Origin of the sequence: Halorhabdus tiamatea SARL4B, from assembly GCF_000470655.1 — an archaeon.
Classification (GTDB): Archaea; Halobacteriota; Halobacteria; order Halobacteriales; family Haloarculaceae; genus Halorhabdus; species Halorhabdus tiamatea.
Genome location: NC_021921.1, coordinates 2,446,103 through 2,460,227, shown reverse-complemented (window position 1 = coordinate 2,460,227; position 14,125 = coordinate 2,446,103). Strand labels below are relative to the sequence as shown.

The 14,125-nt window shown below is 64.7% G+C and carries 13 protein-coding genes; 7 read left to right on the top strand and 6 right to left on the bottom strand.

The window, feature by feature from the left end; translation table 11 throughout:
- Positions 1-20 precede the first annotated feature (20 nt).
- A complete protein-coding gene (locus tag HTIA_RS12140) occupies positions 21-1,349 on the bottom strand; it encodes an IS200/IS605 family transposon protein TnpB (protein ID WP_008527097.1) in 1,329 nt (442 codons plus the stop codon).
- Entirely contained in the window at positions 1,346-1,777 is a 432-nt protein-coding gene (gene tnpA / locus HTIA_RS12135) for an IS200/IS605 family transposase (RefSeq protein ID WP_008527098.1), read from the bottom strand. Before tnpA ends, HTIA_RS12140 begins: the two co-directional genes overlap by 4 nt.
- 330 nt (positions 1,778-2,107) lie before the next feature.
- Between tnpA and HTIA_RS12130 the strand changes: the two genes are divergently transcribed.
- The gene (locus tag HTIA_RS12130) at positions 2,108-2,305 is read left to right on the top strand and encodes a hypothetical protein (RefSeq protein WP_008527100.1); all 198 of its coding nucleotides are present in this window, start codon (positions 2,108-2,110) and stop codon (positions 2,303-2,305) included.
- Between the two features lie 28 nt (positions 2,306-2,333).
- Here HTIA_RS12130 and HTIA_RS12125 read toward each other — a convergent pair whose 3' ends face one another.
- Positions 2,334-3,056 carry a diphthine--ammonia ligase gene (locus tag HTIA_RS12125; protein WP_008527102.1) on the bottom strand — a complete coding sequence of 241 codons (723 nt, stop codon included), beginning with the start codon at positions 3,054-3,056 and terminating at the stop codon, positions 2,334-2,336.
- A gap of 62 nt (positions 3,057-3,118) precedes the next feature.
- Positions 3,119-3,271: a hypothetical protein gene (locus tag HTIA_RS16895; protein ID WP_008527104.1), complete on the bottom strand. Its 153-nt coding sequence runs from the start codon at positions 3,269-3,271 to the stop codon at positions 3,119-3,121.
- Positions 3,272-3,450: 179 nt separating this feature from the next.
- Here HTIA_RS16895 and HTIA_RS12120 point away from each other — a divergent pair, with 179 nt between their 5' ends.
- The 5 genes from HTIA_RS12120 to HTIA_RS12100 all read left to right on the top strand — a co-directional run bounded on the left by HTIA_RS12120 (position 3,451) and on the right by HTIA_RS12100 (position 9,069).
- Positions 3,451-5,301, top strand: a complete 1,851-nt coding sequence (locus HTIA_RS12120) for a glycosyl hydrolase 2 galactose-binding domain-containing protein (RefSeq protein ID WP_008527105.1) — start codon at positions 3,451-3,453, stop codon at positions 5,299-5,301.
- Positions 5,302-5,549: 248 nt separating this feature from the next.
- Positions 5,550-6,440: a coiled-coil protein gene (locus HTIA_RS12115; protein ID WP_008527106.1), complete on the top strand. Its 891-nt coding sequence runs from the start codon at positions 5,550-5,552 to the stop codon at positions 6,438-6,440.
- Positions 6,441-6,504: 64 nt separating this feature from the next.
- Positions 6,505-7,647, top strand: coding sequence for a DUF373 family protein (locus tag HTIA_RS12110; protein WP_020936408.1), 1,143 nt, complete (start codon positions 6,505-6,507; stop codon positions 7,645-7,647).
- Positions 7,648-7,737: 90 nt separating this feature from the next.
- Positions 7,738-8,151, top strand: coding sequence for a DUF371 domain-containing protein (locus HTIA_RS12105; protein ID WP_008527108.1), 414 nt, complete (start codon positions 7,738-7,740; stop codon positions 8,149-8,151).
- Between the two features lie 72 nt (positions 8,152-8,223).
- On the top strand, positions 8,224-9,069 hold the full coding sequence (locus HTIA_RS12100; protein WP_008527109.1) for an endonuclease III domain-containing protein: 846 nt from the start codon (positions 8,224-8,226) through the stop codon (positions 9,067-9,069).
- A gap of 28 nt (positions 9,070-9,097) precedes the next feature.
- Here HTIA_RS12100 and HTIA_RS12095 read toward each other — a convergent pair whose 3' ends face one another.
- Both HTIA_RS12095 and HTIA_RS12090 read right to left on the bottom strand, forming a co-directional pair.
- Positions 9,098-10,075, bottom strand: a complete 978-nt coding sequence (locus tag HTIA_RS12095; protein WP_021029508.1) for an aldo/keto reductase — start codon at positions 10,073-10,075, stop codon at positions 9,098-9,100.
- 93 nt (positions 10,076-10,168) lie between these two features.
- Positions 10,169-12,523 carry a glycoside hydrolase family 95 protein gene (locus HTIA_RS12090; RefSeq protein WP_008527111.1) on the bottom strand — a complete coding sequence of 785 codons (2,355 nt, stop codon included), beginning with the start codon at positions 12,521-12,523 and terminating at the stop codon, positions 10,169-10,171.
- 86 nt (positions 12,524-12,609) lie between these two features.
- On the opposite strand from HTIA_RS12090, the gene HTIA_RS12085 reads away from it, so the two are divergent.
- Positions 12,610-14,091 (top strand): glycoside hydrolase family 43 protein, encoded by a 1,482-nt coding sequence (locus HTIA_RS12085; RefSeq protein WP_008527112.1) that lies wholly within the window; start codon positions 12,610-12,612, stop codon positions 14,089-14,091.
- Positions 14,092-14,125: the final 34 nt, after the last annotated feature.

Here is a 14,125-nt window from a genome sequence, read left to right as displayed (position 1 = left end):
TTCCTCCGTTGGGGGTTCGACTACCGACCCACGGAGGCAACTTGCGGGTTTGTGCGCACTTCTTTGGGACTTTCGTGAGAGTATGGTTTCCCCGACCAGTCGTGGTCGTCCCACTCGAATCGCACGGGCCGTGCCATCGGCCTGATTTCGCAATCGCTGTTTTCTCGAAGGAACGTCTCTGACGCCGTGAGGTCGGCGTGTCCCTCGAATCCACACGGACACGTCAGCGTCTCCTCGTGGCGAACCGTCTTCTCGTGGTCGCCACACTCGGGACACGTCTGACTCGTCCACGCTTCCGACTCGGCTTCGAGGCTGATGCCGTACTCCTCACAAACGCACGCGAGACGGTGGATGAACTTCTTGAACGCCCAGAAGTTGTGCGTCTTCTCGTTCACCCTGACCGACCAGTGCGTTTCCAGCACGTCTGTCAGGTCGCCCACGTACACTGTCGCCACGCCCTCGTCGTACAGCCGTTCAACGAGGTCGCGCACCAGTGCGTTCTGTGCATGGTCACGACGCTTCGTCCGCTGTCGATACAGCCGTCGAATCCGATTCGAGGAGTAGCGACCCTCTCGGAGTTTCGACTGTAGGCGGGCGATTTCGTCTGTCGTCTCGCGGAATCGTCCGAACAACTCACGACCGTCGTAGAGGTACTGGTTCCCAGTAGTCGTGGAACACGCGACGAGATTGTTTGCGCCAACGTCGAGGGCGGCTTCGTGAGAAGCCAGTGGTGAATTCCGAAAACGCTTCGCGTTTTCGACTTCAGGAAAATCTTCGATTTTCCGTGAATCCAGTCGAGAATCAGGTACGGTGACTGGTTGAAAAGCCCTGAACGTGTCGCTAACCTCGTCGTACTCAAGTTCCAGACGACCCTGTTTGCCGTCCCACTTCGGGTTGCCTCGGACTTCGAGGCGGAGTCGTTCGTGGTAGCCGAGTCCGTACTCGTCTTTCAGTTCTTGCCCGACAGGGATTTCGAGACGACTACGTTTCCCCCACTCAATCGTGTACTGGTTGCATCGGATGTAGGTACGGAGTTCGCGTCCGTCATCCTCGTTGCCCCAGTACGACGGTGGGTTGGCGTACTCGCCTTTCTCCTTGAGGGCGAAGAACGACCGCCACGCTTCGCTGTTCTTGCGCGTGACCTGTTGGACAGTCGCGCTTCCGACGACACCGTTGTAGCGTCCTCGGTACTCGGAAGTGGCCCACACGTCGCCGTCACCGAAGTAGTTCTGACGACGTTCGTAGGTCAGTTCGTTCCACAGAGAGGCGGAGGCGTCGAGTAGCCGTAGAAGGCACTCTTTGTCGTTCTCGGTCTGTGGAACCACCTCGAAGGTGTTGACGCGCTTCATGCGTCGCCACCCTCCTGTTCAGCGATGTAGCGTTCGACAGCGCCCTTCGAGGCACTACCCGCCGTACCGACGTAGTACGAACGAGTCCACTTCACGCGGTCGTCGTACCGCTGGTTGTACTTGCGAGCGGAGATGCCCTTCACCCAGTTGACGATGAGTGACGGGGCGTTCTTCGGTGGACTCCCGATGAACAGGTGTACGTGGTCAGGCATAACCTCGGACTCGGCCAGTTCGAGGCCCTTGTCCTCACAGATTTCCGCGAAGATGGATTCGAGACGTTCCTTCGTCTTCCCCGGCAGGTGCGAACGCCGATACTGAGCGGAACCCTGTTCCGCGAGGTCAGCGGGACCTTCGGTCCCGCCCGATTTCGGCACGAACACTATGTGGTAGTAGAGTTCGTATTTCGCGTGACGGGTACTCTTCACCATCTATGCATACTATCACGGTCGGAGGGGTTAAAGATTGCGTTTGAACCCCGTCTATGCCATCGACGGCGGTTGAATACTGTTGGTCGGCTTCATCCCCGTCCTCGAAAAGCGAAGCTTTTCGGTTGTGGTTCGAGACGCGGAGCGTCTCGTCATCACGAGAGACGTACGTCTCTCGAACGACAGCGAGAGCTTCGCTCTCGCCATGCCCCTGAAGGGCGAGGCTTTCGCCTCGAATTTTCCGTAACCGGACGGTCGCGCCGCTACCACACCGGCGACAGCGATCGACGCTTGAGCGAACCTTGATAGGGTTCCTTGTCGAAGGGGACGTCGATGGACACTGACCTACTCCGCGACCTCGCCCCGCACTACGTCGTGATGGTCGTCCTGGCATACGCCACGATTACGGTCGCGAACAACGTCGTCGGATCGCTCAACTTCTGGGTCGAACTCGCGGTCATCATCGTCGTCTTCTTCGGTTACCGTGTCGCGATCGTCCGAACCGGATACGGCCCGGAAATCTGGGAGTGAGTCGACTGACGGGCCCGGATCACGTCAGCTACCCGAGCCACGCGTCCGTGACTCGGATCGATCCTCTGGTCCCGTCGAACTCGGTCTCGTATTCGAGTTCGATCGATCGATTCATGTGTGGGCCATCGGTGACGAGCGTCTCGAACTCCCCACCCTCGCCCAGGACGTGGACGCCGTATTCGTCGTTGAGCTGGCGCAGTTCGGCCAGCGCGTCGGCGTCGAGTCGTCGGCCGAGCCACGACTCGTCGAGGCCGGCCGCCGAGACGGCCACGATCCGGATCTCGAAGCCGGCCTCGAGCATTGCCTCGGCGAGGGAAACCGGGTCACGCTGCCACAGCGGGGCGAACAACTCCGCCCCGAGACGATCGGCCACCCCCTCGATGCGGCTGGTCTGGAACTCGCTCTCGACGGCACCAGCGACGATGCCGGCGACGCCGCCGTCGAGAGCGAGTTCCCGCAGGGCAGCCTCGAGGGGTTCGAGTTCGCGGTCGCCCTGGGCGCTCGTATCGGTCACTTCGTCCGCCGCGAAGTCCTCGGGTTCGACCTCGAGAAGTGGAATCCCGATGCTATGGGCCGCGAGGCGAGCGAGTTCCGTCGCCGGCACGTGATACATGTACGAATCGCCGGCCGGATGGACGGTGACGAGTTGCTCGACGGCCAGTCCGTCTTCGAGTGCGCGATAGAGTGCCCACGACGAGTCCTTGCCGCCGGAGAAGAGGCTCACCCACGCGCCGTCGGCGGTGTCGGTCATGGGTCGACTAGTCGAACCGGGTGGTTGAGTGTTGCGGTCAGTGTCGACCTCTCAGCAGTCCGCTATCGAGTTACAGTGACTGTGACGGTCCCACACGCACACTCGTAGACGTGACGGGTTCCGCCCGGCGACTCGTAGACGATCTGGCGATCCTCGGGGCGAAGCGTCCGCTCGCAGCCCTCGGCCTCGCAGGTCGGCGTGAGTGATTCAAGCATAGCTACGGGTTGGTTCCCAGGGGACATGAAAGCGCTCCAACCCCGGAGTGAAACTGAAAGTGACGGACACGAGGCGTCCTCGTCGCGATCACGCCTCTGGAGCCGGCACACGTATCGGCGCACACCACGGGAACCAGCGGTACGTAAAGGATATGCCCGCGGCGGCCCCCGCCACACGTATGATGAACGAGTGGCGAGCGGCACCGGTCGAGCCGGGTGGCGATCAGCCCGACCCGGCGACCTGGGAGCCAGTCGAGGTGCCGGGTCGCCCGGCGGAATTCGCCGGGAGCGACGCCGTCGCCTACCGATCGACGTTCGAAGATCCTCGTGCCGACAGCGATGAGCATGCGATGGTCGTCCTCGAAGGTGTCTACGCCCACGCCCGCGTCTGGCTCAACGGGGCGTTCCTGGGCGAACACGACGCGTACTTCGAGCCGCTTCGACTTCGGCTCGACGGCGCACTCGAAGGGGAGAACGAACTCGTCGTCGAGTGTCGGCGACCGGACGACCGCTTCGGCGGGAGTTACGAGACCAGCGAGGTTCCGGACGAACTCGCTGTCCCCGGAATCTGGTGGAAGGCCGAGATCGAGACGTACGGCGATCGTCACGTCCTCGACCTGGCGGCGCGACCGCGCGTCGACGACGACGGCGCGCGCTTTGCGGTCCGGGCGAGCGTCCTCGCCGAGACTGACATCGACGATCGAGTGACGTTCTCCGTCAAACCTGAAGGATCACGACGGGGCCGCGGGATGATGGACCGCGCCAAAGTCGAGGCGAGCGCCGGCGAGCGAACGACGGTCGAATACACGATCGACATCCGGGATCCCGCGCTGTGGTGGCCCCGGGGCCTCGGCGAGCAGAACCGCTACGTCATCCGGGCGAAACTCGGCGACGACGAACGCACCCTGACGACGGGGCTGCGTTCGATCACCTACGACGACAGCGAGGGGCTGCGGGTCAACGACACGCCGATGCCTGCCCGTGGAGTCGGAGTCCTCGCAGCCGAACCTGAGGACGTCGAGCGGGCGGCCGAGCTGAACGCAAACCTAGTCAGGGCGCACGCTCACGTCCCGTCGCCGGCAGTCTACGAGGCGGCCGACGACGCCGGCGTGCTCGTCTGGCAGGACCTGCCCTTGACCGGGCCTGGGCCGTTCGACATCGAACGCGGGCGGGACCTCGTCGGCCGACTCGTCTCGGCGTACGAACACCACCCTGGGCTGGCAGCGATCAGCGTCCACGACGATCCGGTCGCGCTGAACAAGGGGCCGCTGGGGCCCGGACTCCTCGATCGACTGCGGCTTCGGTGGCGGCGCTTCCGGATGGAATACGATCACGACCCGGCGGAAACGGTCGCCGCCGAGATTCCCGAAGACCTCGTCACGGTCCCCGTCGTCGGCCCGCCCGGTATCGACCCCAACGCGAGCGCGCTCTACCCCGGCTGGAAATACGGCGAGGCGGCAGACGTCGATCGTCTCCTCGATCGCAATCCGGAACTGGGCTCGATCGTCGGCGAGTACGGGGCCGGTTCCCTGGGCGTCGAAAACCCCAGCGACGTGGCCGGCTTCGACCAGTCTGTTCACGACTATCGCGTCTCTGGCGGCCTCGATGACTCTCAGGCCTACCAGCGGTCCGTAATCGAGACAGTCACCGAACGCCTTCGTCTGCGAGAGACAGACGTCCTCGTGGCCGCCGCGCTCCGGGACCTGGCCAACGCAGGTATGGGCGTCCTCGCTCGCGATGGCACGCCCAAACAGGCACGCGACGCTCTCGCCGACGCCTTCGAACCAGTCCAGGCAATGCTGGCTGACCCCTCTCCGGGCGTCGAGTCTGACGTCGTCGTGTGCAACGACCTGCCGACAGACGTCTCCGACCGACTCACCTGGGACGTCGACGGCGAGGCCGGCGAAACCGACGTCTCCGTCGAAGCTGGAACCCACGAAACAGTCACCACACTCGAGATCCCCGCCGACGCCGAGACGATTTCGTTATCGTTGTCTGATGGGTCCGTCTCGAACACGTATCGCTTATAAATTCTTGTGTGAGTGGTTCACACTCACCCGGGACGGCGGCTGAAACGTGTGATACGTCGAACCATGGACCGCAACCACCGGAATATTTAAATGAGTGTCTCCTGTAATACCAGATACCTGAACGCCCCGAGCGTTCGGCAGTATCGTGCGACGCCCAAAATGACAGGGAATCTAGTTATAAGGCGCAAGCAAGTCGGTAGCGGCTGTACTGTCGAACGTCGGAGCGGGAATGGCACAGAGGAGTAATCATGACAGACTCGATTGATGAATCAAAGAACGTATCGGTAACGGACGAGGACCTCGAAACCAAATCGAAGGGGGAGCTCATCAAGCTCGCCGGGCAGTTACGGGATCGACGGAACGATCTCAACCAGATGGCGAGCGAGCGCGCCTCCGAGCGCGACGATCTCAACGCCAAGACTCGCGAGAAGGTCGACGAGGCCCAGGAGCACCGCGAGCGCCGCGACGAACTCAACGAGCAGGTCCAGGAACACAAGGAGAAGCGAAACGAGCTCAACGCGGAGGCCAACGACCTCTTCGAGAAGGTCGAAGACAAGAAAGCGGAGATGGAGCTCGACGAGGGCAAAAGCGTCGACCAGCTCGAAGACGAGATCGAGGACCTCGAGTTCAAACAGCAGACCGAGGTACTGAGTTCCGAGGACGAGCAGGAACTCATCGAGAAGATCGAAGACAAGCGCGAGCAACTCGCCGAGCGCAAGGAGAAGCTCGAACAGACCGGTGACATCGACGAGATCAAAGCAGAGGCTCAGGAGATCCGCTCGGAAGCGAGCAAACACCACCAGGAAGTGACCAAGCTCGCCGACGAGGCCCAGGAACACCACAACAACATGATCGAGGCCTATCGCGAGGCCGACGAGATTCGCGACGAGGCCGACGAGATGCACGAGAAGTTCGTCGAGGCCCAGGAAGCGGCCGACCAGCACCACGAGGACTTCGTGCGCGTCCAGAAGCGCCTTCGTGAACTCGACAAGGAAGAAGAAGAGGAAGAGCGCTCGCGCCGCGAGGAGAAACAGGAAGCCGCCCGCGAGGAGGCCGAGGAGATCTACCAGCAGTTCAAGGACGGCGAAACGCTCGAAACCGAGGACCTGATGAAACTCCAGAAGACGGGCCTGCTCTAAGTTCGGTATCCGGATCTGCAGCCCTTACTTGGGATTTTTATGGATCGGCAGCCACTGGTGAGACGTGACCACGCTGGTGGTGTGTCTGGACCGTGGGGGCGACTTCACGAGCGTCGCGGATCCGCCGATCGTCGGGGTCGAGGCAGTCGAATCTCTCGTCACCGAGTTCGGCGTCGGCGACCCTGAGGACAGTCGGGTGAACTGTTTGCTCGAAGGCCTGCGGGTCGCCCGCGACCTCGAGTCCGACGGCGAGGAAGCAGTCATGGCCGTCATCTCGGGGCGCGGCGAGACCGTTGGCGTGAGTCGAGCGGTCGCCAGACAGACCGAACAGCTGCTCGACGAGCACGAACCCGACTCGGCGATCGTAATCACCGATAGCACAGAGGACGAGCGCCTCGTCCCGATCATCGAGAGTCGCGTCCCCGTCGACGCCGTCGACCGGGTCGTGGTGCGGCAGGCTCACGACATCGAGTCGACGTATTACCTGCTCAAACAGTTCCTGGCCGACGAGGAACTCCGCGAGACCGTCCTGGTCCCGATCGGGGCCGCGCTGCTGGCGATGCCGATCCTCCTGTTGGTCGTCAACAGCGTGACGATGGCACTGGGTGCGATTGCCGCCGCCATCGGCCTCCTGTTGTTGTATAAGGGCCTCGGCATCGACGAGTACGTCGAGACGCTCCCCGGCCAGATACACAGCGCACTGTACTCCGGGCAGGTATCGCTGGTGACCTACGTCGTCGCCGTCGGCCTGGCCCTGATCGGGTTGTTCGTGGGCGCGCTCGGAATGTCCACAACGGGGTCGAACAGCGTCCTCATTCTGGCGATGCGTTTCGGATTCGACGCGATCACCTGGCTGACGGCGGCCGCGTTGGCGGCGAGCACCGGTCGGCTGCTCGACGAATTGCTCCGCCACGAAGGAGTGCGCAACGCCTACCTCAACCTTCCGTTCGCCGTCGTCGCCATCGGGCTGGTCGTGCGAGGCGTAACCGGCTACTTCCTCGAACGGGCCAACGTGTTGGCATCGCTAACCATTTCCAAGATCGATCTGGGCGTGGTCAGCGTCGAGGGGTTCACGCTGGCACCCGGAACGAGACTCGCGATCTTCTTGCTGGCCGGGATCGTCGTCAGCCTGGTCGGCGTCCGGTTTGCCGCCTACTTCAGCGAGACGAACATCGAAGAGGAACTCGTCGAGACCCCAGCCGAGTGAAGCGCTGTCACCGCAAGACAACTCGTCCGCACAGCGACGAGCAACCGCAAGAACCGGGCGGCTGAAGTGCGACCGGCCGAACCGGCGTGTATGGACGAAGTGATCCACGCCGTCGGCCACGAACACGTCACCGCAGCCCACGAGAGCACGCTCGAGCTCACGAGCGACGACTACCTCACCCCAGCCGGGGACTGCATCGTGGGCATCGAGGCCGATCGGGTTCCCGCTGAGTTCGATTCGGCGTTCGTTTCGGCGTGTCAAGACCGAGACGCCGAGATCACGGCCACGCTCTCGACAGCCGATCACGAGGTCGAGATCACGGGTCGCGGCCACCCGGATCTCACCTTCGAGAACGACCGCTCGCTAGTGGTCCGGACCAGCGAGTACGTCGACGATCGGACAGTGATGGTCGATGCCGACGCCGCGGCAACTGATCTTTACCGGGACCTCGTCGACGCACTCGCCTCGGGAGTCGACGTGACGATGCGTCTCACTGTCGAGTGAGGCGCGGGCGAGCGAGAGGGAACAGCCAGCGGGAGGCGGCCGTTTTTCACGATCCACGACCCACATAGACCCATGAGCGACGACGCCGAACCGGCTGAGAATATCAGCGGCGGCCCGGGCAGCGGCGGCTCGGTGACGACCTTCGAACCCAGCGATCGCGAGACGCGCGCAGCCGCGGTCGTCGACCGCCTCGGCGAGCTGTACTGGCAGAAGACCTACGGCGGCCAGGACGCTTTCGAGAGTCTCGTCCGGACGATCCTCAGTCAGAACACGACAGATACGGCGAGCCAACCGGCCCACGACGCGTTGCTGGAGCGATACGGGTCCCTGGATGGGGAGGACGCCGACGCGGCGGAGAGCGAGACGGACCTCGTCGACGCACTCGCCGACGCCGAACAGGCCGAACTCGCCGAGACGATCTCCGGGGCCGGACTGTACAACCAGAAGTCCGCCCGAATCAGCCAGATCGCCGAGCGCGTCCGCGAGAAGTACGGCGGTGAGGACGAGTTCGACGCGTTCGTCCGCGAGGAACCCGCCGAGGCGGTCCGGGAGACGCTGCTCGCGATGACCGGCGTCGGTCCCAAGACCGCCGACTGCGTGCTCCTCTTTGCCGGTGGACGCGACGGCGTCTTTCCAGTGGACACGCACGTCCACCGGATCTATCGCCGTCTCGGGGTCGCCCCGCCGGACGCCGATCACGAGGCGGTCCGTGCGGTGCTCGAGGAGACGGTTCCCGAGAAGAAGTGTGGGTTCGGCCACACCGCGACCATCCAGTTCGGCCGGGAGTACTGCAGCGCACGCAAGCCGGCCTGTCTCGACGGCCCCGAGGCGTGCCCGCTGGACGATCTATGCGATAGAGTCGGCGTCGATCCCACGAGCGGCGAGGTCGTCGATCCGGCCGAGGCCGTCGAAAGCTGAGAGCGCGTGGAAAGAAATCGGCCGCGATTCAGTTCTCGATCGCGACGTCGATGCGTTCGAACTGCTCGTCGGTGAGCTCAACCTCGATCGCGCCGAGGTTCTCCTCGAGCTGGTCGGGCGTCCGCGCGCCGATGATCGGGACGATGGTGAGATCCTCGTGAGCCAGCAGCCAGGCCAGCGAGACCTGGGCGGGGGAAACCTCGACTTCCTCGGCGACCGCACGGATCTCGTCGAGGACGTCCCAGGCTTCCTCCCGGAGGTACCAGTCCGCGAAGTGCTCGTCGATGTCACCACGCGAGCCGTCGGGGGCCTCGACCTCGTCCTCGCCGACGCGCTCGTACTTGCCCGTGAGGAAGCCGCCATGTAGCGGCGAGTACGGACAGACAGCGAGGTTCTGGTCTGCACAGACGTCCAGATACTCCGCGACGGGTTCGCGGTGGACTGCCGAGTACTGCGGCTGCGTGACGGTGAAGGCCTCGTAGTTGTTGACGTCTGCTTTCCAGAGCCCTTTGGTGAGCTTCCAGGCGTCGGCCGTCGAGAGGCCGACGTAGTTGACTTTGCCCTCGCTGATCAGGTCGTCGATGGTCCGCAGGGTCCGCTCGATCGGCGTCTCGTCGTCGAAGCGGTGGAGATAGAGGATGTCGAGGTAGTCCGTGTCGAGTTTCTCAAGGGAGCCCTCGACCTCGGCGCGGACGTTCTTCGCCGAGAGGTTCTCCTGGAAACGCGAGACGTCCGACCAGTAGCACTTCGAGGCGATCACGAAGTCCTCACGATCCCGGTCGTCGAGCCACTCGCCGATCCAGCGCTCGCTGTCACCGCCGCCGTAGCCGTTGGCGGTGTCGATGAAGTTCCCGCCGGCCTCGGCGTAGGCGTCTAAGAGTTCGTGTGCGTCCTCGCGGTCCGTCTCGACGACGCCCGTCTCCTCGTGTTCCATCCCGAAGCGCCACGTCCCGAGTGCGATCGGCGATACTTCGAGTCCAGTCTCTCCGAGTCTGACGTACTCCATATACCAGGAATCGAACGCCACATGCATAAGTTCGATGTGATAGTTCGTACCGTGTTCCGACCCGCCCCCCACGGGAGTCCGATCGTGGCCGAGTCACTCCGGGAGTGCAATCACGTGATAGCGCTCCCCAGCCGTCGTCTCGAAGGCGACAGTGCCGTCGTCGCGTTCTGCATCGACCGGCGTGCCGTCTGCCGTCGCGACGCGAACGTCCGGTGTCGCCCGCAAGCGACACCGCTCGCCGGAACCGGACCGGATTGTCGCGCTATCGAGACTGCCACCTGACCACTCGATGTCGACCTCGAAGTCGCCGCGAGCCCGGAGCCCCGAAACCGACCCCTCGGTCCACGCCTCGGGGAGTGCCGGCAGGAGGCGAATTTCGCCACCGTGACTCCCAAGCAGCATCTCGGTGATGCCCGCCGTGGCACCGAAGTTCCCGTCGATCTGGAACGGCGGGTGGAGATCGAAGAGGTTCGGTGCCGTCGAGTCGGCGAGTAGCGTCTTGACCCACTCGTGGGCCCGTTCACCGTCCTCCAGTCGGGCGAACTGGTTGACCAGCCACGCGGCGCTCCAGCCGGTGTGGCCGCCACCGTGTTCGAGGCGTCGGTCGAGGGTGGTTCGGACCGCGTCCGCGAGGTCCGGGGTCTCCCGGGGCGTGATCAGGTCGCTCGGATGTGCGCCATAGAGGTGTGAGATGTGGCGATGGCCCGGATCGGCCTCCTCGTAGTCCTCGATCCACTCCTGTAGCTGGCCGTGTGCACCGACCTGCATCGGCGGGAGGCGATCGAGCGCGGCCCGCAGCTCGTCGTGGAACGCGCTCTCGACGTCCAGGATCTCAGCGGCGTCGATGGTGTGCTCAAAGAGGTCCCGAGTCAACTGGACGTCCATCGTCGGCGCGTAGGTCACCGTCGCTTCCTCGCCGTCGTCAGTGACGTAGGCGTTCTCCGGCGAGATCGAGGGGGCGGTCACCAGCCAATCCTCTGCCTCCCCTTCTTCCGCAGGGTGCTCGACGAGGAAATCGAGCACGAACGCCGCCGCCTCTCGGAGGATCGGGTACGCCGTCTCGCGGAGGAACGTTTCGTCTTTGGTGAACGCGTAGTGGTCGAACACCAGCCGGGAGAGCCACGCCGCACCCATCGGCCAGAGGCCCCAGCGAGCGCCGTCGACGGGCGCAGCGTTCCGCCAGAGGTCCGAGTTGTGGTGGACGGCGAACCCGTCGCAGTCGTAGTGAGCTTCGGCGACGCGCCGTCCCGGTTCGCGCAGGTCATCGACGAAGTCGTACAGCGGGGCCGCACACTCAGCGAGGTTCGTCTGCAGGGCCGGCCAGTAGTTCATCTCGAGGTTGACGTTCAGCGTGTAACCGCTGTTCCACGGCGGGTCGAACTCCTGGTTCCAGACCCCCTGAAGGTTCGCTGGCTCGGTCCCGGGCCGGGAGCTCGCGATGAGGAGGTAGCGGCCGAACTGGGCGTACAGCGCCGCGAGGTGAGGGTCTTCCTCGCCCGCAGCCACGCGATCGAGGCGCTCGTCGGTGGGTCGGTCGACCGGGTCGCCCAGATCCAGTTCCACGCGATCGAAGAGCTCCCGGTGGTCGGCGACGTGGGTCTCCCGTAGGTCGTGGTATGGGCGATCTGCCAACGCGTCCAGCACCGCCTCGCATGCTTCGCCCGGATCGTCCGTCTCGTGGGTCGTGAACCCGGTCAGCGCAATCGTCACCGCGTCGGCTGCTTCCGTTCGAAGGCCGACGCTCGACCCCGCCGGCGCGTCCGCGCCGGTCACTCGCTGTACGTCCCCGCCGTCGGCGGTCACGCGGGCGCGAGCCTCGAAGGCCATCCCCTCGCCGCCAGCGCCACGGTCGTCGTCAGGGTCGTCGACGACAGTGCCACGGAGGGTGAGGGTGTCGCCCCGGGCGTCCGCTCGCGCGTCCCGCTCTCGGTCGAGCCCGACCGTCGCGGTCACGGACCCTGGGCTGTCGGTCGCGAGCCGAATCACGATCGCATCGTCCGGGGCCGAGGCGAAGTACTCGCGGACGTAGGTGGTCCCATCGTGGTCGTAGCGGACGCGCGTCACGCCGGCCGAGAGGTCGAGTTCACGGCGGTAGTCGGTGACGGCGTCGTGGCCGACGTCGATCGAGAGGTCGCCGAAGGACTGGTACGGGCGCAGACGGAACGGGTCGCCCATGAGGTGCTCGTCGGCGAGGGCCTGTGCGCGCTCGACCTCGCCATCGAAGAGGAGACGGCGGACTTCCTCGACGTGTTCGCGGGCGTCTGGGTTGGTGCTGTCCTCGTGGCCACCCGCCCAGAGCGTGTCGGCGTTGAACTGCACCCGTTCCGTGCCGGGGCGGCCGAAGAGCATCGCGCCGAGGCGGCCGTTCCCAATCGGCACCGCCTCCAGCCACGCCGACGCCGGGGCGTCGTACCACGTCGTGGTGCGCGGATCGAAGTCGAGAGTCATGGTTCGCCAAGCGTGAGAACGCACATAAAACCGGAGGGAGCGAGGACATCAACAGGACTAATATTTCCCTTCGAGATGGCCCGGGTATGCAGTACGAAAACCCTATCATCCCGGGCTTTCACCCCGATCCGACGATCTGCCGGGTCGGCGAAACGTTCTACCTCGCGACCAGTTCCTTCGAGTACTTCCCCGGCGTCCCGCTGTACCGGAGCCAGAACCTCGTCGACTGGGAGCCGATCGGCCACGCGCTCACCCGCGACGCCCAGCTGCCCCTGGAAGGAGCGCGCTCCTCGATGGGGATTTTCGCGCCGACGCTGCGCCACCACGACGGCACCTTCTATCTCGTCACCACGAACGTCAGCAACGGCGGCCACTTCTTCGTCACCGCTGACGATCCGGCTGGTGAGTGGTCAGACCCGACGTGGGTCGACGCACCGGGCATCGACCCGGACCTCTTCTTCGAGGGCGACACCTGCTATTTCACGTACCACGCCGACGACCCTGACGCGCCCATCAAGCAGGCCGAACTCGACCTGGCGACCGGTGAGCTGGGCGACCCATACCCCGTCTGGGAGGGGTTTCGCGACCCCTACGCCGAGGCCCCGCACGTCATCGAGCGCGACGGGACCTACTACCTGCTCGTCGCCGAGGGTGGCACCCACGCGGGTCACATGGTCGTCGCGGCGCGCGCCGACGACCCGGCCGGTCCCTACGAAGGTTGTCCCGACAATCCGGTCCTGACTCACTGGGGTCGCCCGCGTGACGAAATCCGCGCCACTGGCCACGCCGACCTCACCGTCGACACTGAGGGGCAGTGGTGGCTCGTCTTCCTCGGCATCCGCCAGCACAGCATGTGGCCGCGGTTTCACCACCTCGGCCGCGAGACCTTCCTCGCGCCCGTCTCCTGGGAGGACGGCTGGCCGGTCGTCAACGACGGCGAGCCGGTCACCGTCGAGATGGATGCCCCGCTCCCGAGCGAACACCGAGAAGAGTCGACGTCGGTCGACCGCACCGACACGACGTTCGCTGACGGCCTCGGCGTGGAGTGGGAGTTCCGCCGCAATCCCGACCGCGAGCGCTACGAGACGGGTCCGGACGGACTCACCCTCCACGGCGGCCCGGAGACCCTCGACGAACCGGGAGCCACGTTCGTGGGCCGCCGACAGACTGCCTTCGACTGTCACGCCGAGGTGACGCTCGATTTCGATCCCGACGAGGGAGAAGAGGCCGGCCTCGCCCTCGTGATGAACGAGGACCACCACTACCAGGTCGGCGTGACACGGCGTGACGGTCGCCGGGAGGCCGTCGTTCGCCTCCGCATCGGCGACGCGACAGAAGTAGTTGGTCGCACTCCGGTCGGGACGACCGCCGACCTCGCTGTGGATGCCGACACGCAGACGTATCGCTTCCTCGTGGACGGTGAAGAGGTGGCGACCGCATCGACGCGCTATCTCGCGACGGAGGTCGCGGACGGCTTCACCGGCGTCATGATCGGGCCGTACGCGACCGGCCGCGGGCGGACCTGCGAGTCGAATGCAGTGGTCGAGCGGTTCGTCTACGAATCCTGAGCGCGGACTAACCGACCGTTTCGGTCGGTGCCGA